This window comes from Actinophytocola xanthii, from assembly GCF_001921205.1.
GTDB lineage: Bacteria > Actinomycetota > Actinomycetes > Mycobacteriales > Pseudonocardiaceae > Actinophytocola > Actinophytocola xanthii.
Genome location: NZ_MSIE01000030.1, coordinates 99,966 through 124,943, shown reverse-complemented (window position 1 = coordinate 124,943; position 24,978 = coordinate 99,966). Strand labels below are relative to the sequence as shown.

Annotated in this window: 24 protein-coding genes; 12 read left to right on the top strand and 12 right to left on the bottom strand. The window is 72.4% G+C overall.

All coding sequences use genetic code 11. From position 1 onward, the window contains the following. Positions 1-3 precede the first annotated feature (3 nt). From BU204_RS17470 to BU204_RS17455, 4 genes are read right to left on the bottom strand one after another with little or no spacing between them, the layout of a single operon-like run. Positions 4-1,011 carry a LacI family DNA-binding transcriptional regulator gene (locus BU204_RS17470; protein WP_075126746.1) on the bottom strand — a complete coding sequence of 336 codons (1,008 nt, stop codon included), beginning with the start codon at positions 1,009-1,011 and terminating at the stop codon, positions 4-6. Beyond that, entirely contained in the window at positions 1,008-1,850 is an 843-nt protein-coding gene (locus BU204_RS17465) for a carbohydrate ABC transporter permease (protein WP_075126745.1), read from the bottom strand. Before BU204_RS17465 ends, BU204_RS17470 begins: the two co-directional genes overlap by 4 nt. Next, the gene (locus tag BU204_RS17460; protein ID WP_075126744.1) at positions 1,850-2,755 is read right to left on the bottom strand and encodes a carbohydrate ABC transporter permease; all 906 of its coding nucleotides are present in this window, start codon (positions 2,753-2,755) and stop codon (positions 1,850-1,852) included. The genes BU204_RS17465 and BU204_RS17460 overlap by 1 nt, the downstream gene beginning before the upstream one ends. Before the next feature lie 2 nt (positions 2,756-2,757). After that, entirely contained in the window at positions 2,758-4,050 is a 1,293-nt protein-coding gene (locus BU204_RS17455) for an ABC transporter substrate-binding protein (protein ID WP_075126743.1), read from the bottom strand. Between the two features lie 153 nt (positions 4,051-4,203). Between BU204_RS17455 and BU204_RS17450 the strand changes: the two genes are divergently transcribed. From BU204_RS17450 to BU204_RS17435, 4 genes are all read left to right on the top strand, one after another. Then, positions 4,204-6,183, top strand: coding sequence for a beta-galactosidase (locus BU204_RS17450; protein WP_075126742.1), 1,980 nt, complete (start codon positions 4,204-4,206; stop codon positions 6,181-6,183). Positions 6,184-6,215: 32 nt separating this feature from the next. Continuing rightward, positions 6,216-6,809, top strand: a complete 594-nt coding sequence (locus BU204_RS17445) for a TetR/AcrR family transcriptional regulator (RefSeq protein WP_075126741.1) — start codon at positions 6,216-6,218, stop codon at positions 6,807-6,809. Positions 6,810-6,844: 35 nt separating this feature from the next. Then, complete coding sequence (locus BU204_RS17440; RefSeq protein ID WP_143229555.1) at positions 6,845-7,699, top strand: phytanoyl-CoA dioxygenase family protein; 855 nt, start codon at positions 6,845-6,847, stop codon at positions 7,697-7,699. A gap of 79 nt (positions 7,700-7,778) precedes the next feature. Next, positions 7,779-8,594, top strand: coding sequence for a CPBP family intramembrane glutamic endopeptidase (locus BU204_RS17435; protein ID WP_083661391.1), 816 nt, complete (start codon positions 7,779-7,781; stop codon positions 8,592-8,594). Between the two features lie 18 nt (positions 8,595-8,612). Here BU204_RS17435 and BU204_RS17430 read toward each other — a convergent pair whose 3' ends face one another. The 3 genes from BU204_RS17430 to BU204_RS17420 all read right to left on the bottom strand — a co-directional run bounded on the left by BU204_RS17430 (position 8,613) and on the right by BU204_RS17420 (position 10,401). Further along, positions 8,613-8,924 (bottom strand): hypothetical protein, encoded by a 312-nt coding sequence (locus BU204_RS17430; protein WP_075126740.1) that lies wholly within the window; start codon positions 8,922-8,924, stop codon positions 8,613-8,615. Then, a complete protein-coding gene (locus BU204_RS17425; protein ID WP_075126739.1) occupies positions 8,921-9,886 on the bottom strand; it encodes an acyl-CoA desaturase in 966 nt (321 codons plus the stop codon). The genes BU204_RS17430 and BU204_RS17425 overlap by 4 nt, the downstream gene beginning before the upstream one ends. Before the next feature lie 287 nt (positions 9,887-10,173). Beyond that, complete coding sequence (locus BU204_RS17420; RefSeq protein ID WP_075126738.1) at positions 10,174-10,401, bottom strand: hypothetical protein; 228 nt, start codon at positions 10,399-10,401, stop codon at positions 10,174-10,176. Between the two features lie 314 nt (positions 10,402-10,715). On the opposite strand from BU204_RS17420, the gene BU204_RS17415 reads away from it, so the two are divergent. Continuing rightward, a complete protein-coding gene (locus BU204_RS17415) occupies positions 10,716-11,213 on the top strand; it encodes a DUF6292 family protein (protein WP_143229554.1) in 498 nt (165 codons plus the stop codon). Between the two features lie 238 nt (positions 11,214-11,451). Continuing rightward, on the top strand, positions 11,452-11,622 hold the full coding sequence (locus BU204_RS40115) for a hypothetical protein (RefSeq protein ID WP_158073475.1): 171 nt from the start codon (positions 11,452-11,454) through the stop codon (positions 11,620-11,622). Positions 11,623-11,629: 7 nt separating this feature from the next. Here BU204_RS40115 and BU204_RS17410 read toward each other — a convergent pair whose 3' ends face one another. The 3 genes from BU204_RS17410 to BU204_RS17400 all read right to left on the bottom strand — a co-directional run bounded on the left by BU204_RS17410 (position 11,630) and on the right by BU204_RS17400 (position 15,935). After that, entirely contained in the window at positions 11,630-12,343 is a 714-nt protein-coding gene (locus BU204_RS17410; protein WP_143229553.1) for a GAF and ANTAR domain-containing protein, read from the bottom strand. A gap of 64 nt (positions 12,344-12,407) precedes the next feature. Continuing rightward, positions 12,408-13,175: a GAF and ANTAR domain-containing protein gene (locus BU204_RS17405; protein WP_233160385.1), complete on the bottom strand. Its 768-nt coding sequence runs from the start codon at positions 13,173-13,175 to the stop codon at positions 12,408-12,410. Between the two features lie 276 nt (positions 13,176-13,451). Further along, positions 13,452-15,935: a penicillin acylase family protein gene (locus BU204_RS17400; protein WP_143229552.1), complete on the bottom strand. Its 2,484-nt coding sequence runs from the start codon at positions 15,933-15,935 to the stop codon at positions 13,452-13,454. 62 nt (positions 15,936-15,997) lie between these two features. Between BU204_RS17400 and BU204_RS17395 the strand changes: the two genes are divergently transcribed. The 3 genes from BU204_RS17395 (at position 15,998) to BU204_RS17385 (ending at position 18,918) form a co-directional block, all read left to right on the top strand. Further along, positions 15,998-16,567, top strand: coding sequence for a hypothetical protein (locus tag BU204_RS17395; protein ID WP_075126737.1), 570 nt, complete (start codon positions 15,998-16,000; stop codon positions 16,565-16,567). 75 nt (positions 16,568-16,642) lie between these two features. Continuing rightward, positions 16,643-17,875: a phenylacetate--CoA ligase family protein gene (locus BU204_RS17390; protein ID WP_075126736.1), complete on the top strand. Its 1,233-nt coding sequence runs from the start codon at positions 16,643-16,645 to the stop codon at positions 17,873-17,875. Beyond that, a complete protein-coding gene (locus BU204_RS17385; RefSeq protein ID WP_075126735.1) occupies positions 17,872-18,918 on the top strand; it encodes a GNAT family N-acetyltransferase in 1,047 nt (348 codons plus the stop codon). Before BU204_RS17390 ends, BU204_RS17385 begins: the two co-directional genes overlap by 4 nt. Before the next feature lie 10 nt (positions 18,919-18,928). On the opposite strand, the gene BU204_RS17380 is transcribed toward BU204_RS17385, so the two are convergent. Next, a complete protein-coding gene (locus tag BU204_RS17380) occupies positions 18,929-19,888 on the bottom strand; it encodes an arabinan endo-1,5-alpha-L-arabinosidase (protein WP_075126734.1) in 960 nt (319 codons plus the stop codon). Between the two features lie 449 nt (positions 19,889-20,337). Between BU204_RS17380 and BU204_RS17375 the strand changes: the two genes are divergently transcribed. The 3 genes from BU204_RS17375 (at position 20,338) to BU204_RS17365 (ending at position 23,931) form a co-directional block, all read left to right on the top strand. After that, complete coding sequence (locus BU204_RS17375) at positions 20,338-21,429, top strand: glycoside hydrolase family 43 protein (protein ID WP_233160380.1); 1,092 nt, start codon at positions 20,338-20,340, stop codon at positions 21,427-21,429. A gap of 107 nt (positions 21,430-21,536) precedes the next feature. Next, complete coding sequence (locus tag BU204_RS17370; protein ID WP_075126733.1) at positions 21,537-22,913, top strand: glycoside hydrolase family 43 protein; 1,377 nt, start codon at positions 21,537-21,539, stop codon at positions 22,911-22,913. A 208-nt stretch (positions 22,914-23,121) separates the two neighbouring features. Then, complete coding sequence (locus BU204_RS17365; protein ID WP_075126732.1) at positions 23,122-23,931, top strand: SecDF P1 head subdomain-containing protein; 810 nt, start codon at positions 23,122-23,124, stop codon at positions 23,929-23,931. 16 nt (positions 23,932-23,947) lie between these two features. Here the strand turns inward: BU204_RS17365 and BU204_RS17360 are convergent, their stop codons facing one another. Beyond that, on the bottom strand, positions 23,948-24,976 hold the full coding sequence (locus BU204_RS17360) for a LacI family DNA-binding transcriptional regulator (RefSeq protein WP_075126731.1): 1,029 nt from the start codon (positions 24,974-24,976) through the stop codon (positions 23,948-23,950). Positions 24,977-24,978: the final 2 nt, after the last annotated feature.

Sequence of the window (24,978 nt, the reverse complement as noted above, 5' to 3'; positions counted from 1 at the left end):
TTGCTACGCTGACTCTCTGACCACCAGCTCCGTCGGCAGGATCATCGCCGCGTTCTCCTCGCCGTCGAGGAGCCGCAGCAGCAGTCGCACCATCTCGGTGCTGATCCGGGCCCACGGCTGGCGGATCGTGGTGAGCGGCGGGTCGCAGGCGGCGGCGATCCGCGAGTCGTCGAACCCCGCCACCGCGACGTCCTCCGGCACCCGCCGCCCGGCCCGGCGCAGCGCCGCGAGCGCACCCGCCGCGGTGAGGTCGGAGGCGACGAACACCGCGTCGACGTCGGGCGCCCCGGCGAGCAGCCGCTCCATCGCGGCCACGCCGCTGGCCTGGGTGTAGTCGCCGGCCACGACCAGCCGCGGGTCGACCTCCCCGAGCACGTCGCGGTAGCCGGCCAACCGGTCCACCCCGCCCGGGGTGTCCGCCGGTCCGGTGATCATCCCGATCCGCCGGTACCCGCGCCGGACCAGGTGCTCGACCATCTGCCGCGCCCCCGCCCGGTCGTCGGAGGCGACATAGGAGATCCGGTGCTCGTGGCCCGCCGGGCGACCGCAGGCGACCACCGGGACCTGCTGGTCGACCAGCTCGTCGACCAGCGGGCTGCCGGTGTGGGTGGAGACCAGCAGCGCGCCGTCGACGTGTCCCGAGGTCACGAAGCGGCTCACCCGAGCGCGGTCGGCCGGCGTCCCGGCGAGGGTGAGCAGCACCGTGATGTCGTTCGCGGCCAGCGCCTGGGTGCAGCCGTGCAGCAGGATGTTGAAGTTCGGGTCCTCGAACAGCCGGTCCTGGGGCTCGGAGAGGATGAACGCCACCGACATCGAGCGCCGGGTGGCGAGGCTGCGCGCGTGCGGGTTGATCACGTAGCCCGTCCGGCGGACCGCCCGGTCGATCGCCGCACGCGCCGGTCCGCTCACGTGGTGGCCGCCGTTGAGCGCCCGGGAGACCGTGCCGCGGGAGACCCCGGCGACGTCGGCGACGTCGTCCATCGTGGGTCGTCTGCGCCTCGCCCCGGTCATCCCCGCACCGCTCCCGTCATCAGGTCGAGCCGCCAGTACCGCTGGAGCGCGAGGAACAACGCGACCAGGGGCAGCACCGACAGCAGCGCGCCGGTGATGACGAGGTTGTAGAGCGCGGGCTGGGAGTTGCCCTGCTTGAGCATGGTGACCAGCCCGACGGTCAGCGGGAACTTCCGGTCGTCGCCCAGCATGATGTACGGCAGCAGGAAGTTGTTCCAGATGCCGACGAACTGGAACAGGAACACGGTCACCAGCCCCGGCACCATCATCGGCAGTGCCACCCGGAGGAAGATCCGCAGCTCCCCCGCGCCGTCGGTGCGGGCCGACTCGACGACCGCGTCGGGCACGGCGGCGGCGGAGTACACCCGGGCCAGGTAGATGCCGAACGGGCTCACGATGCTGGGCAGCAGGACCGAGGCGTAGGTGTCGGCGAGCCCCATCCGGGCCAGCAACAGGTACTGGGGCACGGCCAGGACCACGCCGGGCACGAGCACGCCGGCGAGCAGGACGTTGAAGATCACCGTGCGGCCCGGGAAGGAGTACTTGGCCAGCGCGTAGCCGGAGAGCCCGGACAACGCCGCCGACAGCGCCGCCCCCACCCCGGCGTAGAGCGCGCTGTTGGCCGCCCAGCGCCAGAACAGCCCCGCGCGGTAGGCGGCCAGCTCGGCGATGTTGCCGGCCAGCGCGCCACCCGGCACGAAGGTGGACGTGCTGAACAGCTCCGAGCTGGTCTTGGTCGCGGCGACCAGCACCCAGGCCACCGGCAGCAGGCAGTACGCGGCACCGACCAGCAGGACGAGCGAGGGGAGCCGCGCGGCGCGGACCGGCGCGGCGGCCATCAGCTTCGCTCCCCGGCGAACGCCCGGCCGGCCACGACGCGGAGGAAGACCAGGGAGAAGGTGAGGGTGATCGCGGCCAGCACGACCGAGGTCGCGGCGGCGGAGTGGATGTCGTCCCGGACGAACGCGTCGTTGTAGACCTTCATCAGCGGCGTCCAGGTCGAGGGCAGGGCGTTGGTCAGCGGCGCCAGGGTGGTCGGCTCCGTGTACACCTGCAACGTGGCGATCAGCGTGAACAGCCCTGCCATGATCAGCGCCGGTGTGACGAGCGGGGTCTTCACCCGCAGCGCGATCTGCAGCTCGGACGCGCCGTCCAGCCGCGCCGACTCCGTGACCTCGGGCGGGACCGCGCGCAGGGCGGTGAGGATCACCAGCATGTTGAACCCGACCCCGCCCCACAGCCCGATGTTGGCCACCGCGAACAGCAGGCCAGGCCCGAGCAGCCCCTCCGGGACCGGCAGCGGTGTCAGCGCCGGCAGGTAGAGGAACCCCCACAGCACGCTCGCCACCACGCCCGGCACGGCGTAGGGCAGGAAGATGGAGATGCGGCTGAAGCGGGCGAGGCGAACCCGGGGCCGGTCCAGCAGGAGCGCGAACAGCAGCGCGAGGCCCAGCATCGTCGGCACCAGGAGCGCGCCGTAGCCGAGTACCCGCAGCGCGCCCCGCCAGAGCTCGGGGTCGCCGAGTGCCTGTCGGTAGGTGTCGAGCCCGGCGAAGACCTGGGTCCGGGAACCCCGCCCGAGCCCGAGCCCGCTGACCCGGACCCGGTGCAGGCTCAGGTAGGCCGTGTACCCGATCGGCACCAGCACGAACAACGTGAACAGCACGATCGCCGGGGCGAGGAACAGGTAGGGAACCAGGGCGGGTCCCGGCCGGGCGGCGCCCCGGTCACCGCGCCGCGCCACCGCTAGCCCCGCACCGTGAAGCCGTTCCTGCGCATGTCCGCGACCGTTCTCTCGTGCATGACGCCGACCGCCGCGGAGAACCGCGAGCCCTCGGTGATCGCCGCGCCGAACGCGTCGCGGTAGGCCTGGTAGGCGACGTTCACGTTCGGACCCCAGGTCCACCTCGCCGCGGTGTCCGCGATGGCCTTGGCCTCGGTGTAGAAAGTGGACTGTCCGGGGAGGAACGCCGGCGGCTGGTCCAGCGCCGGACCGGACTGCGCGTCCCTGGCCGCGGGGTAGAGCGAGCCCTCGGTGACCAGGGCCCGGGTGGCGGCGGGGTCGGTGTTGAGCCAGAGCGCGAAGTCCGCGGCGGCCTCGACGTGCTCGGAGCCGGCGGACACGGCGGTCGAGGAGCCGCCCCAGTTCCCGGTGCGTTCCTCACCGGGATTCCAGGTCGGCAGCGGAGCCATGGCCCACTTGCCCCTGGTCCCGGCGGCGACGCTCTCCAGCACCGCGGGCGCCCAGATCGCGCTCGGCCAGGCGAGCAACGTGCCGTCGCCCAACGCCTTGTTCCACTGCGGGGTGTACATCGCCTGGTCGTCCACCACCCCCTCGGAGACCAGACCGCCCCAGAAGTCGGCCACCTCCCGCGTCGGCTCGTCGTCGATGCCGACCGTCCAGCTCTCCCCGTCCACACCCCACCACTGGGCGCCCGCCTGCTGCGCGAGGCCGGCGAACCAGCCGGGATCGTTGCTGGAGAACGTGGTCAGGTAGCTGGACCGGGTCTTCGCCCGCAGGTCCCGGGCCACCTGGGCGAACTCGGTCCACGTCGTCGGCACGCGCAGGCCGTACCGGTCGAACAGGTCGGCGCGGTAGTAGAGCATCATCGGGCCGGTGTCCTGCGGGACCGCGTAGACGCCGTCGGTGCCGAGCGTGACCTGCTCCCAGGTCTCCTCGGCGAACTCCTCCCGCACTTCGCCGACGTGCTCGCCGATGTCGGCGAGGGCGTCGTTGCTGACGAAGGTGGGCAGTGCCTGGTACTCGGCCTGGAGCAGGTCGGGCGGGTTCCCCGCCTCGGCGGCGGTGAGCACCTTGGTGACCAGCTCGTCGCCCATCGTCTGGCGGCTGACCGTGACGTGGACGTCCGGGTGCTCGCGGTTCCAGATGTCGACGACCCGTTCGACGTTGGTCGCCCAGGTCCAGAAGGAGAGCTCGACCCGGCCACCGGGTCCGTCGGACGAGCCCTCGGAGGTGCAGGCCGCGAGCAGGCTCGCGACGGCCAGCAGGAGCGGGATCGGACGGAGCAGGGATCGCATCACACGGCCTCGTTTCGCTGCGTCGCGCCTTGAGGTACGAAAACTGTGAGCGCTTCCAGTCTTTGCCGTGCCGTGACACGCTGTCAATGGCTGACTTGCTGATGTGCCGACACGATCGCGACTGTGAGCGCTCACGGTCGGAGCGGAGGACGCATGCTCCCGCGGCTCGACCGGATCGCCTTCGGCGGCGACTACAACCCCGAACAGTGGCCGCCGGAAGTGTGGGTCGAGGACGTGGCGCTCATGCGCGAGGCCGGCGTGAACCTCGTGACGGTGGGCGTGTTCGCCTGGGCGGAGCTCGAACCGGCCCCCGGCGAGCTCCGGTTCGGTTGGCTCGACCACGTCCTCGACCTGCTCGCCGAGGGTGGGATCGCGGTGGACCTGGCCACCCCGACCGCGGCGCCGCCGCCCTGGTTCAGCCGCCGGCACCCGGACAGCCGGCTGGTCGGCGAGGCGGGCGAGGTGTTCGCGATCGGGTCGCGCCAGTCGTTCTGCCCGAGCTCCCCCGCCTACCGCACCGCCGCCGCGCGGATCACCGAGGAGCTGGCCCGGCGGTACGCCGGTCATCCCGCGATCGTGCTCTGGCACGCGCACAACGAGTACGGCGGCGCCAACCCGTACTGCCACTGCCCGGTGTCCGCGGCGGCGTTCCGGGACTGGCTGCGGGAGCGGTACGGGGACCTCGACGCGCTCAACGCCGCCTGGGGAACCACGTTCTGGAGCCAGCGCTACGGGGACTGGGCGGAGATCGGCGTACCAGGCCCGACCCCGGCCGGGGAGAACCCGGCTCAGCGACTGGACTTCATGCGCTTCTCGGCCGACGAGCACCTGGCCAACTTCCGCGCCGAGCGGGACATCCTGCGCCGCCTGTCCCCCGGTGTCCCGGTCACCACGAACTTTATGGTGCCGACCTGCAAGACCATCGACTACTGGCGCTGGGCGAGCGAGGTCGACGTGGTCGCCAACGACCACTACCTGCGCGCGGAGCGCACCGACAACCATGTGGAGCTGGCGATGGCGGCCGACCTCACCCGGTCGGTCGCCGGCGGTGCGCCGTGGATGCTGCTGGAACACTCGACGAGCGCGGTCAACTGGCAGCAGCGCAACCTGGCGAAGGGACCTGGCGAGCTACGGCGCAACAGCCTGACCCACCTCGCCCGGGGCGCCGACGCGGTCATGTTCTTCCAGTGGCGGGCGTCCCGGTTCGGGATGGAGAAGTTCCACTCGGCGATGCTGCCGCAGGGCGGCACCGACACCGGCGTCTGGCGCGACGTCGTCGCGCTCGGCGCCGCGCTCGGTGCCCTGTCCGAGGTGCGCGGCTCCCGGGTCGCCGCCGACGTCGGGATGGTGTGGGACTGGGAGTCCTGGTGGGCCGTCGAGCTCGCCGGGCGGCCGTCGGCGGACCTGGACTACCGGGAGCGGGTCGAGGCGTACTACGACCGGTTGTGGCGGGCGAACCTGACCGTCGACTTCGTCCGCCCCGGCGGCGCGGAGACCACCCTGCCGCTGCTCGTCGTGCCCAGCCTGTACCTGGTCACCGCCGAGGCAGCGGCGTCGCTGAGCCGTTACGTCGAGGACGGCGGAACCCTTGTGGTCTCGTACTTCTCCGGCATCGTCGACGCGAACGACAGGGTCCACCCCGGACCGTACCCGGGAGCGCTGCGCGAGGTGCTGGGGCTGACCGTCGAGGAGTTCCGCCCACTGCACGCCGGCGAGTCGGTCACCCTGGACAACGGCGCCGTGGCCGACGTGTGGACCGAGCTGCTCCACCCGCGCGGCGCGGAGACCGTCTACTCCTATGTAGACGGACCAGCCGCGGGCTCGCCCGCGGTGACCCGCCATGCCTTCGGCGCCGGTGTCGCCTGGTACGTCTCGACCCGGCTGCGCGGCGAGCACCTCGACCCGATCCTGACCGGCGCCTGCGCCGACGCCGGCATCTCACCGCGCCAGGACGTGCCACCCGGCCTCGAGCTCGTCCGCCGCGGCGACCACCTCATCGCGGTCAACCACACCGGGACCGACGTCGAGCTGGCCGCGACCGGCACCGAACTGCTCACCGACACCCCCTGCTCCGGCCGGCTCGTGGTCCCGGCACTCGACGTCCGCGTCCTGCGCACCGAGAGCGCCGGTTGACAATTGAGTTGAACTCAACTTAAGTTTCTCCCGTGACCACCACCCCGAAGGCGTCCCGCGCCGCCCTGGCCAGGGACCGGCTCCTGCGGGCCGCCACCGACGAGCTGGCCGAGACCGGCGAGCTGGAGGTGGCCGCGGTGGCACGCCGGGCCGGCGTGAGCGTGGGCCTGCCCTACCGGTACTTCGCCACGCGCAGCGGCCTGCTGATCGCGGTCCTGGACGCCTTCTACGAGCGGTTGGGCCAGGCCGCCGCGTTGCGCGTGTACGACGCCGCGACCTGGGCCGACCGTGAGCGCCGGCGAGTCCGCGACTGGGTGACCGCGCTGTATGCCGAGCCGTTGGCGCCCCTGGTGCTGGGTGGGCTGGTGGGTGACGCGGAGGTCGCCGCCGCGAACACCCGTCACCTGCACCTGTTGATCGAGCTGGGGGCCCGCAACATCGCCCAGGCGCAACGCGCCGGCGAGCTGCCGGACGACCGCGACCCCGAACTCCTGGCCGCCGCGACCCTCGGCGGCACCAACACCATGCTCTCGGTCGCGCTCAGCAGAACCCCCCGTCCGTCCGCCGAGAAGGTCATCACCGAGCTGTGGACGGCCGTCCGCGGCACCGTGGGCCTGCCCTCCTGAACACCCAGGCCTCCTGGAGAACACGGAGCTTTGCCATGTCAGAAGAACCGCAAGCGATCGTCGGGCTGGAGGACCTTGGCCGGGACCTGGCCGCGCGGCACCGGGTCACCCGGAGCGCGGGCTCCACTGTGGACCCCGCTGTCGTCGACGCCGACCTCGCCGCGGTGCGACGCCACGGATACGTCGTCCTGGAGAGCCTGATCGGCCCGGCGGAATGCGAGCGGATCCGGGAGGCCGTGACCCCGTTGCTGGACAGGACCGGCCGCAACACCTTCGAGGGCGAACGCACCCAGCGTGTCTACAGCGTGCTCAACAAGACCCGCGGATGCGACGGCCTCGTCGACCACCCGCGGGTGCTGGCCCTGCTGGACCGGCTGTTCCAGCCCAACTACCTGCTGTCCCAGCTACAGGTCATCAACATCAACCCCGGCGAGACGGCCCAGCTCCTGCACCCCGACGACGCGATCTACCCCGTGCCACGGCCGAGGCCGCCGCTGAGCGCGGCGACCGTGTGGGCGATCGACGCCTTCACCGAGGAGAACGGCGCGACCGTGGTCCTGCCGGGCAGCCACCGCTGGGACACCGACCGCAGGCCGGCCGACCACGACGCCCGGCGCACCGCCGTGATGCCGCCCGGGTCGTGTGTGTTCTTCGTCGGCACCCTGTGGCACGGCGGCGGCGCCAACCGCTCCGACCGGGCCCGCCTCGCCGTCACCGCGCAGTACTGCGAACCCTGGCTACGCCCCCAGGAGGCCTTCACCCTGTCCACCCACCGCGAGACGGTCCGCGCCGTCTCCGAGGACATCCGCCGGATGCTCGGCTACAGCATCCATCCACCGTTCGTCGGAATGGTGGACGGCATGCACCCCAAGCGCCTCCTCCACACCTGACGCTTCCCGGGCCGACCGGCCGGAGACCGCCAAGATCCTCGGGCGCCCCCCGGAAACCGCAGGTAGGCTCGGCCGGGTCATGGCCGAGGCGACCGGGACCGACAACTCAGTCCGTCCACATGCGCCGCACGCGGCGGCGGGCGTCGGTCGTGCCGCCGTCCCGGCGGTGGTGGGACTGGCCGCCCAGGGGTGGACGCGCAGGCGGACCACGGCGACGCTCGTCGCGCTGGTGTTGTTGGTCGGCTCGACCACGCTGGTGAACCTCGTGTTGCCGGGATGGGCCTATCCGGTCTGCGGGCTGGTCGTGGCGGGCGCTCTGGTCGCGGTCGCGCGCTGGGCGGGGCTGCGGTCGCGCGCCATCGGGTTCGACCGGCGGCTGCTGGGGCGGGCCGCGGTGTTCGGGCTCGTGGGACTGGGGGTGATCGGGCTCGCCTTCGGGGTGGCACTCGCCGTGCCGGGGCTTCGCGACCTGTTCCGGGACGGCCGGGTGGACACCTCCACCGTCGGCACCCTGCTCTGGGTAACCCTGGTCCGCATCCCGATCGGCACGGTGCTGCTCGAGGAGGTCGCGTTTCGCGGGGTGCTCCCCGCCCTGCTCGGCGCCGGTGCCGACCGGTGGCGGTGGCGACCCGTCCTGCTCACCGCGGCCCTGTTCGGGCTCTGGCACGCCTTCCCCTCGCTGGCGCTGGTGGAGAACGCCGCCGTCGGGCGCGCCTTCGCCGGTGTGCCGCTGGTGGTCGTCTCCGTGCTCGCGATGCTCGGCGCGGCGGTGGCCGGGGTGGTCCTGCACTGGTGGCGGCACACCGGAGGCGGCCTGCTCTCGCCGATGCTGGTGCACCTCGCCACGAACTCGGGCGGCGTCCTCGTCGCCTGGTGGGTGCTCACCAACACCTGACCACGCCGCGAAATCCGCTCAGTGCCCCCCAGGCCAGCCGTCGACGACGTTCGACAGGGCGAGTGCCGAGGACCGGAACGCGTCGCCGCTGTCGAGCTGGTGCGCGAGAACCTGGGTGATCCCGGCTATGGTGCCCACCCCCCGCCCGGCGGCCTTGGCCAGCGCGGAGGCCAGGTTGGCCGGCAGCTGGGCGGAGAGCGCCGAGTGTGAGCCGGCGGTCTGCGTGTTCCCCCAGACGTCGTCGAGCCGCTGGAGGACCTCGAGCAGCTGCCGCCACACCTCCAGCTGGTTGGTGCTCTTCTCCGGTGAGGTTCCCACCGTCTCGCTCATCGCGGTGCACCCGCCGGTACGGCGAGGCGGGCCAAGCGCTGCGGCGTGGGCCACCGGACCTTCCACGCCCAGCCGAGCTTCTCGAAGACCCAGATCAGCCGTGCCGAGATGTCGATCTGGCCCCGACCGACGCCGTGCCGGGCGGAGGTGGGATCGGCGTGGTGCGAGTTGTGCCATGACTCGCCCATGGACAGGATCGCCAGCGGCCAGAAGTTGGCGGACTTGTCCCGGCTGGCGAACGGCCGGTCGCCGATCATGTGACAGATCGAGTTCACCGACCAGGTGATGTGGTGCTGGAACGCGATCCGAGCCAGCCCTGCCCAGAGGAAACCGGTCAACGCGCCCCACCAGGAGAGCGTCAGCACGCCGCCCAGCACCGCGGGCAGGAGCACGCTCAGCGACACCCACAGCGGGAACAGCCGGTCCACCAGCAGGAGGTCCCGGTCGGCGGCCAGATCCGGGGCGAAGCGGTCGATGTTGGTCTTGTCCCGGCCGAACAGCCACCCCATGTGCGCGTGCCAGAAACCCTTGGCCAGGGCGATGGGCGAGGTGCCGAACAGCCACGGCGAGTGCGGGTCGCCCTCCCGGTCGGAGAAGGCGTGGTGGCGTCGGTGGTCGGCCACCCAGCCGATCACCGAGCCCTGGGCCGCCAGACCGCCGGCGATCGCGAGCGCGATCCGCAGTGCCCGGTTCGCCTTGAAGGAGCCGTGGGTGAAGTAGCGGTGGTAGCCGACGGTCACCCCGAGCGTGGACAGGGTGTAGAACACGGCGGCGACGATGATGTCGACCCACCCGATGCCCCATCCCCAGACCAACGGCACGGCGGCCACCAGGGCGAGCAGGGGAATGATCAGGAACGCGCGGATGGTCAGCAGCTCGGTCCGGCCGACCTGGCCGGAGAGGATCGGTTTGGGTTCGGGACGGGCGGGCTCGGCCGGGCGGGCCGGTGCGGCTGTCGTCATGAAAGACCTTTTGTTGTCGCTGAAGGAAGGAGGCGCTGAAGGACGTCGCCGAAGAAAAGGGCGGGGCGAGCGCGGCATGTGGGCCTGGTACCGGGAGACCCGGTACGCCGAAAGAAGACGCCGGCGGCATCGGCCACAGTCAGGGAGGGGTGGCACCGGATCACCGATCCGGATGAACCGCTGGGTTGGGAGCGAGGCCGAGTCTCCACACACCGGCATGCACATCGCTTCCCGCACAACCAACTGTACGGCATGGAACGCGGGCCGGCCGGTCTCGGCGGCGCGGCTCAGCGGTTGGAAGGCGGGAAACGGCCGTCCTGGATGCCGAGCGCGATCAGGTCGGTGTACTGGTCCTGCCAGGACCGTTCCGTCTCCAGCAGGTCCGACAGGCGCTGAACCCACGCGGCGTCCACCGGCGTCACCGCGGACCTCAGGTGGCGTCGCGTCTCCTCGCGGGCGTGGAGCCAGTCGTCCAGCGTCGGGTTGAGCGAGGGACCGCCCTGTTCATCCGCCATGGCCACACCAGACCAGACCGAACGACGTTCGTCCACCCCACGGTACAGGCGACGTGCGGTAGAGTGACCTCGTTGGGGACGGCAGGTGCCGACACTCGGTCGGCGCGGTCCCCAGCAGTTCAGCCCGGTCAGCTCTTGATCGGGGATGGGAGCACCGGCGAACCGCCCGGTTGTCCGCGGGTTTCCGGCAGGAGTTCGGCCGTGACCGCCCGCCGTCACCACCTTCCGACGCTGCCGTCGACCGCCCGACCACGGGCGCTGCCTCGACGTCCGTCACCGGCGGTACCCGGCGCAACCGCACAGAACGGAGTTGCATGATCCCGGTCAGACCCGACCGACCACGCCACGATCCCGGTGGCATTCCCCACGCCAGGGCGCTGCGTTCGACCCTCACCGAGGAGCGCGCCGCGGCCGACGACCTGCGCCCGCTCGCGCTGGCCCTCCAGTCCTACGTCCACGCGGTCGCCGACGCCGTCGGCGTCCCACACGACGCCACGATGTGCGAGGTGACCGACACGGCCACCGCCTACCTCGCCCTGAGCCGGCGCCACCCGGAGCGGCCGGAACAGGACCTGATGCTGCTCTGGAGCGAGGGCCAGGGCTGGTCCGTGGCGGTGGAGACCGCCCCCACCGCGACACCGGTGCTGATCGCCCGCCTCGGCGGCGACCCCGTTCCCCCGCCGCACACCGTCGCCCGCTTCGTCACCGACGCCATCGCCCACCCGGGCGCCCGGCGCCTGGTCGCCCTGCCGCGACCGGTCGACCGACCCGGCCTGATCGAGCGGATGGAGCGCTGCTCCTCTCCGCGATGAGGCCACCCCACCCCACCCATCGATCCGTCAGGACGTCCATGACCGACTCAGCAGTCCTCCTCCACCCGCACCCCACCGTCTTCAGCCACCCCAGTACGGCTGCCACGGTGCCCGACACCCACCCCGACTCCGCGCCTCAGCCCGCCCCGCAACCGGTGTTCTCGAACTCCGGCCGCTAGGGCACGTCCTCACCAGCCCTCGATCGCGGTCTTCGCGCCCCAGCCCGCCGCTGGCGGCGTTGTCGGGACAGGCCAAGTACGACCCCAGCCCGGCCTTCGGCGTGTTCTTCGCGCTCGCGCTGCTGCGGGCGTGGCTGCTGCCCGGGCGCGACCTGCGGCCCAAGCAGGTGGGCATCCTCGAGATCGTGCTGTCGACGCTGCTGCTGGTCGTCGTCACCGCGGCCGGGTGAGCGCCGCTCAGTCCCGGAACGCCTCGGCGCCCAGCCGCCGGCCCAGCACGGCGCGGGCGACCTCGAGCAACGGCTGGTCGTGGCTGAACGCGTGGGCGCGCAGGCGCAGGAACGCGTCCTCGACGTCGATGTCCAGCTCGGCGGCCAGCATGCCGGTGGCCACGTTCACGTCGTCGTAGTGGCCGGGTGCGTCCGCCCTGGCCCAGGGAGCCGACTCGGCCACCCCGTCGCCGGTGTCGACCACCAGCGCGGTGGCGGCCAGGTCGGCCAGGGCCGCCGCGTCGGCCAGCTGGTCGAGCGAGAGCGGGCCCCGGCGGCGGCGGTAGAGCTCCAACGTCCCGAGCGGCGCGGCCCCCTCGCGCAGGGGGAAGGCGAACACCGCGCCGACCCGGCCCGCGGTCAGCTCGGCGAACCCCGGCCAGCGGTGCCCGGCCGCGGCGAGGTCGGGCACCAGCACCGGAACCCCGCTCTGGTAGGCGTCCACGCCGGGGCCCTCACCCGCGGTGTACTGCAGCTCCTCGAGCTGTCCGGCCCACGGCCCGCTGACCGCCACCAGCTCCTCGGTGTGGGTGGAGGACCGCACGGCGATCGAGGTGGCGTCGACACCGACCTGCTCGGCGACGACCTGGCAGACCACCCCGGCCCACCCGGTGAACGTGCGCTGGTCGGCGCGGTCGGCGACCAGCCGCCACAGACGGGCCTGCCGCCTGCTGTCCGCCACCCCGCACCTCCACGCCCACCCGACACCGACCACGGCGGCCGGGCGAGGGCCGCCGTGGTTCACCTCACCGACCGCCGAGGTCCGGCAGGTCCAGCTCCTCGCGCCGCCCGACGACGGTCTGGGCGAGCTCGCGGAGTTTGAGGTTCATGTCCTGGGAGGTCCGCCGGAGCAGGTCGAACGCCTCCTCGGCGCTGATCCCCCGACGTGCCATCAGGACGCCCTTGGCCTGCCCGATCAGGTCCCGGCTGTCGATGGCCCGACGCAGCTGCTCCGCCTCCAGCTCTCCCCTGCGCACTGCCCGGGTGGTGGCGAGGGCCAGCGAGGCGTGGGTGGCCAGCAGCAGCAGCACGTCCCGGTCCTCGGTGGCGAAGGCGTTCCGCTGGCGGGAGTAGACGTTGAGGGCCCCGGACAGCCGCGGGCGTACCGCGTCGGGCAGCAAGGCCGTCGACACCAGCGACCGGAACCCCACCTCCGCCGCGGCCCGGCCGAACCGCGGCCACCGGTCGTCGGTCCCGAGGTCGTCGCTCAGCGCCATCCCCGGGCCACCGGGCCGCGCCGCCTCCACGCAGGCACCCTCGCCGAAACGGTACTGGAGCTGGTCCAGGTCGTCGGCCACCCGGTCGGTCCACACCGGGGTGTGGAACGCCTCGTCGTCGCTGCGCAACGTCACGCTCACCAGGTCCGCCCCCGGCACCAGCGCACGCGCGGCGAACACCACGCGCTCGAGCACCGCGGCGACCGAACCCGACTCGAGCAGCGCCCTGGTCAGCAGGACGAACTGCCGAGCCAGCGATTCGCCATCGAACAGCACGTCCGCGGCGCCCGGCGTCACCTCACGCCGCTCAACCTCGCTCAAACCCACACGCTCCAACCCAGGAGAACCGCCCCGCACGGGGACGGACACGAACCAGGATGCACGCGGGGCGGCCCCAGCCCGGTGCGTGGCCGGCCAGTCGTTTCCGGCCCCACGTCCGCACTTTAGCCCAGACGGCGCCGTGGACCTCGGGCGTCGTGGCGGGCGGGAGCGCTGGTGTGGCGGTAGTCACCGCGACGCACGAGCGCGGGCAGGCCCGGGCCCCTGACGGCCCGGGCCTGCCCGCGCTCGTTACTACCCGGCCCGTCCGTCGGCAGGCCGCCGCTCGTGCAGTCGCACGACCCGCAGACCCGGTGCCGCCTCGATGTCGCGTTCGCAGAACCGGGACGGAACCCACCGCTGCGCCGAGAACAGCCGGGTCTGGTCGGCGTGGTGGCGCGAGGTGGGGTCGCTGGACTGGGAGTAGGTGAGCAGCGTGCTCGCCCGTGGGCATCGGCCGCCGTCGAACGAGACCACCTGGACGTGGCTCGACCCGTGCACGACCTCGGTCGCGCCCCGCGCCGGATCCCAGGTGGTGACGATCATGTTCAGGACACCCTGCACGCCGTGTCCGCCCGAGACCGGGATCGTCCGGCCGCCCCGCACGACGTAGTGGCCGCGGCCGAGCGGGTCGCTCGGGGCCAGCCCGGCGGCGCGCAGCTCCGCGACGGCGTCCCCGAGCGCCTGCCGGACCGCCGGGTCGTCCGTGTCGAGCGTGTTCGGCGTGCCGACCGGGTCGGCCGGGTCGAACGGCACCCGCCAGGGATCCTCGATCTCGGCCACCCGCAGCCAGTACCGCTCGAACAGCAGGGCGCCGCGGCTGTCGGTGTCCATCCGGCGGTCCCAGGCGGCCAGCGCCTCGCACGCGTCGCCGACCGCGACGGTCCCGCCGTCCGAGGTGGGCGCGCGGCCGTCGGGGAAGGCGGCGCACATGGCCGCGGAGGCGGCGGCCGCCTGCTCGCCGACGAAGCTGCGGTTGTCGAACAGCAGGTCACGCATGGAGCGGTGGGTGACTCCGCCGCCGGCCAGCTGTTCCTCGAGCGCGGTGATGGCCATCCGGGTACGCGGGTCGCGCTCGGTGCCGACGGTGCCCATGATCCGCGGGTATCCGGTGATCGGCTGGTGCGGGTTGGTCAGCCAGGCGCTGTCGTTGGAGTTCGCCACGTAGTCGGTCCGGTTGAGAACGGGCATCCTGGCCGCGCCGAAGATCCCGGGCACGACCGCGTCCCGGTCCCGGCCCCAGACGCACTCGCCGCGGGAGCCGTCGAGGATGGGCAGCCCGGTGCGGGGGAACACCGACGAGCCCAGCGGCGTGTCGCACTCCCTGGCCAGCTCGTCGGTCACGTGCGGCACGACCTGGACGTCGGCGTAGAGCGCGTTGCCGGAGCGGTCGGTCGCGATCGTGTTCACCCAGGGGGCGCCCTGGGTGCGGGACAGCGCGCCGAGCACGTCCCGGGTGCTCCGGGCCCGGCCGAGGTCGAACCACGTGTTCAGGCCGCGCAGGTTGCCGAGGTTGGCGTCGCGGAGGGCGTAGGCGGTGGTGGCCGTCCAGGACAGCGGGAGGCCGAGCGCCGGGGAGACCATCGGGCCGTAGCGGGTCGAGTAGAGCGTGCGCCGCACCGTCGAGAGCGAACCGTCGGCCGCCCGGACCGGGACGGCGACCTGCCGGCTGGTCATCCGCTCGGGACGCCCGTCGACCAGGTAGGTCGTCGGTGAGCCGGGCACGAGGTCGAGCTCGTGGAGACCGAACGTGATCGGGGTGGCGACGGTGTGGCTCCACGCGACGTCGGCGTTGAAGCCGATCTGCACCAGCGGGAGACCGAGCAGGCTTCCGCCGCTCACATCGAGCCGGCCCGGCACGGTCAGGTGCGACTGCCAGAACCGCCGCCCGCCGTGCCAGGGGTAGTGCGGGTTGCCGAGCAGCACCCCGCCGCGGCCGTCGGTGCCCGCCGACCCGACGGCGATCGCGTTGCTGCCCATGTCGCCGGTGCCGAGCCCTTCGTCGAGGGCGGCACGCACCCGCGCTGCGGCATCGGGGACAGCGGCATCCGGAGCGGCGGCATCGGGAGCGGCGGCATCGGGAGCGGCGGCGGGGGTGCCGGGAGCGGGCGGGGCCGCGGCGGTGAGCGCGTCGACCATCCGGCCGGCACCCCCGAGCGTCGCCACCGCGTGGAAGTGGCGGTACACGTCGATCTCGCCGATCGGGCGCACCCAGTCCGCGTCGGCACAGGCCGGGTCGGCGATGTCCTCGCCGTTCTCCCGCAGGTAGCGGTTGTACCCGGCGACGTAGCCGCGGACGAGCTCGCGGACCTCGGCCCGCGGGCCGTGCGGCGGCGGCGCGGCCAGTGCCCGCTCCACCACACCGGAGTCGATGACCGAGCGGAAGTACACGTCGCTGCTCAGGCTCGTGCGCGCGGAGCCCAGCGCGCTGTTGCCCGGCGCGTCGGCGCCCAGGTACCGGGACCGCTCGCCGCGGACGGTCAGGTACATGTCGGCCAGGACGCAGACGTTGTCCCTGGCCGTGGCGAACCCGAAGCCGAAGCCGAGGCCGGTGAAGTCCCGCGCGGAGATGTGCGGCACGCCGTACTCGGTGTACCTGATCGTGGCGGAGAGCCCGCGGTCACCGCGGGAGCTCACGGCCGGCGCGGCCGAGGCGGCGCCGGCGACCGTCGCCAGCACGGTCGCCGCGGCCGCGGCGAATGTCGTGACGCGTCGTAGTCGAAACATGCCCCTGTGCATGGCATCTTCCTACCGCCTACCGGCGGCGAGCGGATCAGGGATGTCCCTGACACCATGTCCGGGTGCGCCATGTCGTGATCCAACCCTCCTACGGCACGCCCGAGGCGCGGCGCCACTGGGCGGACACCCTGGACCGGCTGGTGCCGTTCCGCGACCCCAGGTGCGCCGAGGTCCTGACCGACGACGAGCGGACGGCGCTGGAGGCCGCGCACCCCGGAGGCCGGGCCCGGTTCTGGGGCACCACCGACAAGCACGACCGGAAGCTCGACCGGCTGGGCGCCGGGGACGTCGTGCTGCTCACCGGGGGCAAACGCGTCCGGGCGGTCGGCGAGATCGGGTGCGTGCTGCGCAACCCCGAGCTGGCCCGGCGGCTCTGGACGCCGGACCCGGCGAAGTGCCTGTGGAGCAACGTCGTCAGCTTCCGGCACTACCGGGCCAGCGACGTCCCCTACGAGGCCGTCTGGGCCCTGCCCGGGTTCAACGCGGGCGACAACTTCATGGGACTGCGCCTCCTCGGCGAGGACAAGGCGGCGACGATCCTGTCCTGGCTCGGCCTCGACCACTCGGCCGACCCCGCGCCGCCCAGCACCGGGTCAGCAGCCACAGCAGCCCGGGGGCGCCGAGCAGACTGATCCGGAAACTGCCGCAACGCAACTGCTGATCTTGCGGTAAGAAAAGCAGCAGCGAATCGGCGACTGGGGTGATCGATGACTGCGACGCTGGACCCGACGGCACTGCGTACGGCGGTCGACCGGGCGATGTCCGGATCGGCCTACCTGCGGGAGAAACTCGGTGCGGCCGGGATGGGGCCGGACCGGATAGGCGAGCCGGAGGACCTGGCCCAACTTCCGTTCACCACCAAGGAGGAACTCCGGGACACCGCGCCGCTGGACTACGCCGCGGTGCCGGCCGAGCGGATCGTGCGGGTGCACTCCTCCTCCGGAACCACCGGGCGGCGGACCATCTGCGCCTACACCGAACGGGACCTGGCGGACTGGGCGGAGATGTTCGCCCGGTGTTACCGCTTCGCCGGCCTCACCGCGCGGGACCGGGTGCAGATCGCGGTGGGCTACGGGCTCTGGACGGCGGGCGTCGGCTTCCAGACGGCCGCCGAACGGATCGGTGCGATGGCCGTGCCCACGGGGCCGGGCAACACCGAGATGCAGCTGGAGATGATGCGCGAGCTCGGTACGACGGCGCTCTGCGCGACCTCCTCGTTCGCGCTCCTGATCGCCGAGCTCGTCGACCGGCGCGACCTGCGCCCCGGGCTCGCGCTGCGGACGGTGGTCACCGGGTCGGAACGCTGGGGTGAGGCCATGCGCGCCCGCATCGAGTCGCTGCTGGGCGTGGAGACCTTCGACGTCTACGGGCTGACCGAGCTGTGGGGCCCGGGAACCGGCATCGAGTGCGGCCACCACGACGGGATCCACGTCTGGGACGACTACTACCACATGGAGATCGTCGACCCGGAGACGCTGGAACCGCTCCCGCCCGGCGCGGTGGGCGAGATCGTGGTGACCACGCTGACCAAGGAGGCCACGCCGCTCATCCGCTACCGCACCCGGGACCTGTCCTACCTGTACCCGGACCCGTGCCCGTGCGGCAGCCGCTACCCGCGGATCGGACGGATCCTCGGCCGCTCTGACGACCAGATCAAGGTGCGCGGGGTCGCCTTCCTGCCGATGCAGGTGGACACCGTGCTCGCCGACCTCCCGGACGCCGGCCCCGAGTTCCAGGCGCACGTGCACCGGCAGGCCGACGGTCGGGACACGCTCACGGTCCGGGTGGAGGCGGTCGACCGCCCCGGGCTGCGCGAGGAGCTCGAACACCGGCTGCGGGCCAGGACCGGCCTGCGGATCGAGGTCGACCTCGTCGCACCGGGCACGCTGCCCCGCAGCGAGCGCAAGACCCGCCGCGTGTTCGACCACCGCGAGCCATGACCGGAACCGCACTGTCCGGTCGCGAGATCCTGGCCAGCGACGGTCGGATCGCCATCGCGGAGCTGGCCGAGGGGGACCTGGAGCGGGTCGAGGCCGGCGGCGACCGCAGCCTGAACCTGGGCACCGACGACCCCACGCTGCCCTTCCGGGTCACGAGGTCCTGGGCCGCGCTGCTGGACGCGGGCACGGGCGAGCTGCTCGGCGTGATGAGCTGGCGGGCCGTCCCACACATGGCCACGCTCACCGGAACCGCCTGGAACATGGGCATCGACCTCGTCCGGTCGGTTCGCCGGCGGGGGCTCGGTGCGGCGGCCGGCCGCCTGCTGGCCCGCTACCTGTTCGACACGACCGAACTCGACCGGGTCCAGGCCATCACCGCGATCGACAACGTCGGCGGCTGGCGCTCGCTGGAGAAGGCGGGGTTCACCCGCGAAGGCGTCGTGCGCGGCGTCCTGCGGCGCGACGACCGGTTCTGGGACATGGTCTGCTTCAGCGTGCTGCGCACCGACCTGCCGGCTCTCGACGGCGAGCGGGAGGTGCTCGCCCGGCGCGACGAGGTGGTGCTCGCGCGCGCACTGCCCGACGACCACCTGGCGGTCGCGGCGGCGGTCCGGGACGCCGACGACGCGCTCGCGCCCGACCCGGACCAGCGGCTGCCGCTGGTCGCCCAGCCGGTGTACCGCGGCGCGCTGCTGGGCGCGGCGAGCGGCAGCCTGCTCGGCGCGGTGAGCTGGCGCGCGGTGGACCACGGCGGCACCTTCGGCTGCTGCGCCTGGCACCTCGGCGTCGAGGTGGTGCCCCACGCGCGTGGCCGCGGCGTCGGCAGCACGGCGGCTCGCCTGCTGGCCGAGCACCTGTTCGCCACCACCGAACTGGACCGGGTCGAGGCGGCGGTCGACGCCGAGGACCTCGCCGCCCGGCGCGCACTCGAGCGGGCCGGCTTCCGGCGCGACGGGACGGTCCGGGGCGCGCGCGTGCGGGGCGGGCGCCGCCGGGACGCGGTGCTCTACGGGCTGCTGCGCACCGATCCCGGCGGTCCCTGAGCGTTGCTCCTCAGTGGACGTACGGCCAGCCGGCCGAGTCCCAGCCGAGCCAGTTGATGCCGAGCAGCGAGGCTCCGTTGTCGGCGTAGTAGTGGTAGACGATGATGTCGTGGTCGGTGTCGCTGAACACGTCCTGGTGGCCGGGACCGTGGATGCTGCCCTGGCCGGCCAGGATCTCCGTTCCGCCGCCGGAGTTCATCGCCTGCCCGGAGCGGTCGTAGTACGGGCCGGTGACGCTCGTCGCGCGCCCCACCATCACCCGGTACGTGCTCGACGCGCCCTGGCAGCAGCGGTCGAAGGAGACGAACAGGTAGTAGTAGCCGCCCCGTGCGACGATGTTCGGCGCCTCGATCGCCCCGCCGCCGCGACCGGCGATGGAGTGGATCGTGCTGTCGGCGCGCTTGCCGGTGGACGGGTTCAGCGCGACCATCTTGATCCCGGACCAGAACGAGCCGAAGCTCAGCCACCACCGCCCCTGACCGTCGACGAACAGGTCCGGGTCGATCGCGTTGAAGTTGTCCGAGGTCCGCGACTCGATGACCAGGCCCTGGTTGGTCCACGTGCCGGAGTCGCCGCTCGTGCTGGTCGCGAGGAAGATCGCCGAGCGGTTGGAACCGAACGTCGAGGCGGAGTAGTACAGGTAGTACTGGCCGTTGCGGTAGGACAGGTCGGGTGCCCAGAGGTTGCGGTCGCCGCCGGTGTAGGTGGTCGTCCACGGAGCGCCGCCCGGGAAGACCGCGCCCGCGTTGCGGAAGGCCGTCCGGTCCTGGGAGGTCTTCAGGGCGATGTTGGCCCCGGTGTGCGCCACCAGGTACCCACCGCCGGGGCGTTTGACCACGCTCGGGTCGTGCACGCCGACGTCGCCGGTGACGACACCGGGCGGCGGGTAGGCCGCCGCCGGTGCCGCGGTGCCGGTCACGACGGCCGCGACCGTCGCCAGAACGAGTGCGCTTCTTGCCAAGGCACGCATTGGCTGTCCTCGATTCCTGAATCCGCCACTGTGGACGAAATGCCGACAGTGCGGCGGAACTGTGGGAGCGCTCCCAGCGCACCGTAGCGCACGGAAGACGAGCCGGACAAGACCCGGAAAGGGCAAGCACCACAAGGGATCTTGTTGTCGCTAACAGCCGAACAGCTACCTCCCGAACAGCGATTGTTGCCGCAGTGGAGGAAAACTGCCGGACGTCGAAAACTTTCGGTTGTCGCGCCGGGAATCGCGTGTTAGCGTTAACACCAGAGTTGGAAAGTCGATCAGGCCGCCGTCCAACCCCCTGCTCCCGCGGCCCCGCTCCTCGTTCCCAACCGGTGCACCGAGCCGCGCACGCTGCCCTGCGGATCCACTTCGGACAGCGCCGCGCGGTCGCGCCGCGGGTCGAGGCGATCGAACCCCGTCCCGTGCAGCGTCGCAGGGAGGAAACCATGATCTCTACCAACGGGCGCCGGCGTTCACCCGCCCGCCGCCGCGTCGAGCTCGCCGCGGTGGTGACCGCGCTTGTCGCCACGCTCGCCCCGACCCTACCGGCGGCGGCCAGCGCGGCCGCCGGCACCGTCGGCGACGATGACCGAGTGGCCGCCGCCACGTTCACCAACCCCATCAAGCGCAACGGCCCGGATCCGTGGCTCCAGCACTACAACGGGTACTACTACCTGGCCACGACGACCTGGAACTCCACGATCACCATGCGCCGGTCGCGCACGCTCGGCGGCCTGGCCGCCGCGCAGGACACCGTGGTGTTCAACCTGTCCGGCCGGCCCAACGGGTGCTGCAACATGTGGGCACCGGAGTTCCACCTGATCAACGGGCGCTGGTACCTGTACTACGTCGCGGGGCAGAACGTCCAGGACTACAACCCCACCCAACGGCTGCACGTGCTGGAGAGCGACGGCACCAACCCGATGGGCCCGTACCACTTCAAGGCCGACCTCGGGAACACCTGGGAGCTGGACCCGAGCATCCTGAGGCACAACGGAGCGCTGTACCTGCTCGGCAGCGCCATGGACGGCACGCAGAGCCTCACGATCACCCCGCTGAGCAACCCGTACACGATCAGCGGCGCGCGCCGGACGATCAGCCAGCCCACCCTTGCCTGGGAGCGGCAGACCGCCCCGGTCAACGAGGGCGCCGAGCCGCTGTACCACAACGGACGCACGATGCTGGTGTACTCGGCCAGCGCCTGCTGGGGCCCGGACTACAAGCTGGGCCTGCTCACGCTCACCGGCAGCGACCCGCTCAACCGGGCGCACTGGACCAAGTCGCCCAACCCGGTGTTCCAACGCAACGACGCCAACGGGGTGTTCGCGCCCGGCCACAACGGCTTCTTCACCTCGCCGGACGGCACGGAGGACTGGATCGTCTACCACGCCAACGACTCGGCGAGCGGCGGCTGCGACATGAACAGGTCCACCCGGGCCCAGCGGTTCACCTGGAATGCCGACGGCACGCCCAACTTCGGTACCCCGGTCCGGCTCGGCACGCCGCTGGCGGCGCCCTCGGGCGAGCCCGCCGGCTGATCGTCCGCGGGTCAACGGCGCCCCGCGGGGGGCGGGGGCGGCTTCCTCCGGGCCGCCCTCGCCCGTCACCCCTCCGTCCCGAACCACGAGCGAAGACTGGACGACACATGCAGCTGCGACGACGCACCCTGCTGGCCGGCGGGCTGGCCACCGCGGCACTGGCCCGGGCCGGTGTCGGGAACGGGACGGCCGCGGCCGCACCCGGCGACGCCGCCTACGTCATGGGCTACTTCACCGAGTCGCCCAACCGGCTGGGCGACCGTTACGCACTGCACCTCGCGATCAGCACCGACGGTCTGAACTGGACCCCGCTGAACGGGAACAACCCCGTCGCGACCCCCACGGCCGGCACCGGCGGGCTGCGTGACCCGTTCATCATGCGCAAGCAGACCGGCGGGTTCGTGGTCCTGGCCACCGATCTCAACGGCACGGACTTCACCCAGCAGAACCAGTACATCCACGCCTGGGACTCCGCGGACCTGCGCTCGTTCACCGGGTACCGGAGACTGCGGATGCACACCATGCCCACCCACACCTGGGCTCCCGAAGCGTTCTGGGACGCAGCACGGGGCAGCTACGGCATCATCTACTCGGCCAACAGCGGTGGACGCGACGGGTTCTGGGTGAACTACACCACCGACTTCGTCTCGGTCGGCAGCCCACAGCTCTTCTTCGACCCCGGGTTCAACGTCCTGGACGGGACGGTCCACCTCGGAAACGGCGTGAACTACCTGTACTACAAGAGCTTCGTCGACGGCCGGCTCTACGGTGCCCGCTCGAGCACGCTCAACCCGCGCAGCTTCACCACCTACACCGGCGGGGTGGTCAGCGGCGGGATCGAGGCGCCGATCATCGTCAAGGCCAACGACCGCAACGAGTGGTTCCTGTGGGGCGACTCGTACTCCCCGGTCAACGGCGAGCTGTACGCCTGGCGCAGCGGTGACATCAGCCAGGACGCCTGGAGCGCGCTGACCAAGGCGCAGTACACCCAGCCGCTCAACGCCAAGCACCCCACGATCTGCCCGATCACCGCGGCCGAACACGCCGCCCTGCTGTCCCGCTGGGGCGCACCGGACTGGAACCGGGTCAAGTCGTTCAACTTCCCCGACCGGCTGGTCCGCCACGCCGACAACGTCGGGCGGATCGACCCCTACCCGTTCGACCCGTACCAGGACTCCCAGTGGCGCCTGGTCCCCGGGCTGGCCGACCCGGCGGGGGTCTCCTTCCGCTCGGTCAACTACCCCGACCGCTACCTCCGCCACGCCAACTACGCGGTCGGCCTCGCCGCGAACGACGGCAGCACGGGCTTCGCCGCCGACGCCACCTTCCACCGCGTCGCCGGCCTGGCCGACGCGGCATGGACCTCGTTCCGCTCGCACAACCTCCCCGACCGCCACCTCCGGCACGCGGGCTACCTGCTCCGCGTCGACCCGGTCAGCACCGCCACCGACCGGGCCGACGCGACGTTCCGTATCGGCTACTGAGGCGGCCCTCGCCTGGTACCCCATGATCGGACAACGCCACCCGTCGGGGTGGCGCGGCCCGCGGGCCGCCGTCACCGGTGACCTCCTCGCACCGCCGGTGACGGCGTCCTCGCGGCCGTCCCCCGTCCGGCAGTCGCGGATCGGCCGCCACGCCGTTACGTTTCCCAGGCATGCGGGGGTGAGGACACCGCGAACCTGGGGATGTGACATGACCGGAACGACACCACCGGTACGCCGGCTGCTGGCGGCGACCGTGCTCGCGGGCCTGGTCGCCGGCCTGACCGCCTGTACCGTCGACCGGCGCGGGGAGGCGGAGGAGGCCCCGGAGCCCGCCTCGGTGCGGTTCCGCCCGGTGCTCCACACCGTCCCCGCCGACCAGGCGGCCCCGCCGTCCTCGACGTACCCGCCGGCTCCATATCCGACGGCTCCACCCTCCGCCACGCCATCAGCCTCCGCATCGGCCTCCGCCACGCCATCAACCTCCGCGTCGGCCTCAGCGTCGGCATCGGCATCGGCATCGGCGTCGGCCTCAGCGACGCCGTCACCCATTGGCACCGCACCGGCCGAGCCCTCGCGGCAGCGGTTCGACGTCGACGACCTCCTCGCCGTCCAGGCCGCCGCCGACGCGATGGACTGCGCCGCCCAGGACCCCCTGCGGGGCCAGGACGACCCCGCCCTCCCGCTGGTGGCCTGCGACCAGGACGACGCGGTGGTCTACGTCCTCGAGCCGGTGCTGCTGACCGGTGAGGAGATCGCCCGCGCCGAGGCAAGGCGGGAGGAGAGCGGCACCGGCTACGTGGTCGACGTGACGTTCACGTCCACCGGGAGCACGGTCTGGGCGGACTTCACCGCCGACGCCGTGGGGCGGCAGGTGGCGTTCCTGGTGGACACCGAGGTGGTCTCCGCGCCGGAGATCAGGGAGGCCGTGACCGGCGGGACGACAACGATCTCCGGTGGCACGGACGGGTTCACCCGGCTCGAGGCGCAGCGGCTGGCCGCGCGCCTCGGCGGCCAGTGACGCGCCCTAGCTGTACCTAGCTCCGGGTCGACCTGCGGACTACCAGTTCGGGGGTGAACAGCACCTTCTCGTGGCGGTGGTCCCGGTCGCGCGTCTCGCGCAGCAGCAGCGCCGCGGCGGTGCGCCCGAGCTGGCGGCGGGGCTGGCGGACCGAGGTCAGCGGGACCGCGGCGGCGCTGGCGAACTCGATGTCGTCGTACCCCACGATCGCGAGGTCCTCGGGCACCCGGATCCGCATGCTGACGCACTGCTGGAGCAGGCCGAGCGCGAGCAGGTCGTTGGCGCAGAACACCGCGCTGGGCCGGCCGCGGACGGGCAGGCCGGCCAGCCGCTCCCCCGCGCCGCGCCCCTCGGCGACCGTCAGCCCGTTCGTCTCGACCTCGACGAGCCGGTCCGGGTCGAGCCCGGCCTTGGCGAGCGCCTTGAACGCCCCCTCCCGGCGTTCGCGGACCTGGCCGATGGAGGTCGGTCCGCCGACGAACGCAATCCGTTCGTGCCCCAGCTCGACGAGGTGGTCCACCGCCAGCTCCCCGCCCAGCACGTCGTCCACGGCCACCGAGCAGTGGGTGTCCGCCTCGCGCGTGCGGTCGACGATCACCAGCGGGGTGCCGCGCCGGGGCAGCTCGTCCAGGATCGGGGCGTTCGCGTCGGACGGAGTGATCAGGATGCCCTGCACCCGCTGCTGCTCCAGCCTGCTCAGGTAGGACAGCTCCCGCTCGGCGCGGTTGTCGCTGTTGCACATGTACAGCGACAGGTCGTTGGCCTCGGCCTCCTCCTCGATGCCCCGCGCGACGTCGGTGAAGAACGGGTTGCTCCCGTCGAGCATCACGTAGCCGAGGGTCCGGCTGCGACCCGCCCGCAGCTGCCGGGCCGACTCGTTGCGCACGAACCCCAGCTCCGCCATCGCCGCCTGCACCCTGGCCTGGGTGGCGGCGCTGACCGCCTCCGGGTGGTTCAGCACGTTCGAGACCGTGCCGAGCGACACCTTGGCCAGCGCGGCGACATCCCGCACGCTCACCGCGCGGTGCTCGCCGGACGCCACCATCT

Coding starts and splice junctions, on each gene's coding strand:
- BU204_RS17400 (WP_143229552.1), bottom strand. CDS start 15,935: ATGCACAGGGGCATGTTTCGACTACGACGCGTCACGACATTCGCCGCG.
- BU204_RS17425 (WP_075126739.1), bottom strand. CDS start 9,886: ATGACGACAGCCGCACCGGCCCGCCCGGCCGAGCCCGCCCGTCCCGAA.
- BU204_RS17455 (WP_075126743.1), bottom strand. CDS start 4,050: ATGCGATCCCTGCTCCGTCCGATCCCGCTCCTGCTGGCCGTCGCGAGC.
- BU204_RS17450 (WP_075126742.1), top strand. CDS start 4,204: ATGCTCCCGCGGCTCGACCGGATCGCCTTCGGCGGCGACTACAACCCC.
- BU204_RS17465 (WP_075126745.1), bottom strand. CDS start 1,850: ATGGCCGCCGCGCCGGTCCGCGCCGCGCGGCTCCCCTCGCTCGTCCTG.
- BU204_RS17435 (WP_083661391.1), top strand. CDS start 7,779: ATGGCCGAGGCGACCGGGACCGACAACTCAGTCCGTCCACATGCGCCG.
- BU204_RS17380 (WP_075126734.1), bottom strand. CDS start 19,888: ATGCGTGCCTTGGCAAGAAGCGCACTCGTTCTGGCGACGGTCGCGGCC.
- BU204_RS17360 (WP_075126731.1), bottom strand. CDS start 24,976: ATGGTGGCGTCCGGCGAGCACCGCGCGGTGAGCGTGCGGGATGTCGCC.
- BU204_RS17385 (WP_075126735.1), top strand. CDS start 17,872: ATGACCGGAACCGCACTGTCCGGTCGCGAGATCCTGGCCAGCGACGGT.
- BU204_RS17370 (WP_075126733.1), top strand. CDS start 21,537: ATGCAGCTGCGACGACGCACCCTGCTGGCCGGCGGGCTGGCCACCGCG.
- BU204_RS17420 (WP_075126738.1), bottom strand. CDS start 10,401: ATGGCGGATGAACAGGGCGGTCCCTCGCTCAACCCGACGCTGGACGAC.
- BU204_RS17440 (WP_143229555.1), top strand. CDS start 6,845: ATGTCAGAAGAACCGCAAGCGATCGTCGGGCTGGAGGACCTTGGCCGG.
- BU204_RS17430 (WP_075126740.1), bottom strand. CDS start 8,924: ATGAGCGAGACGGTGGGAACCTCACCGGAGAAGAGCACCAACCAGCTG.
- BU204_RS17365 (WP_075126732.1), top strand. CDS start 23,122: ATGACCGGAACGACACCACCGGTACGCCGGCTGCTGGCGGCGACCGTG.
- BU204_RS17375 (WP_233160380.1), top strand. CDS start 20,338: ATGATCTCTACCAACGGGCGCCGGCGTTCACCCGCCCGCCGCCGCGTC.
- BU204_RS17415 (WP_143229554.1), top strand. CDS start 10,716: ATGATCCCGGTCAGACCCGACCGACCACGCCACGATCCCGGTGGCATT.
- BU204_RS17390 (WP_075126736.1), top strand. CDS start 16,643: ATGACTGCGACGCTGGACCCGACGGCACTGCGTACGGCGGTCGACCGG.
- BU204_RS17470 (WP_075126746.1), bottom strand. CDS start 1,011: ATGACCGGGGCGAGGCGCAGACGACCCACGATGGACGACGTCGCCGAC.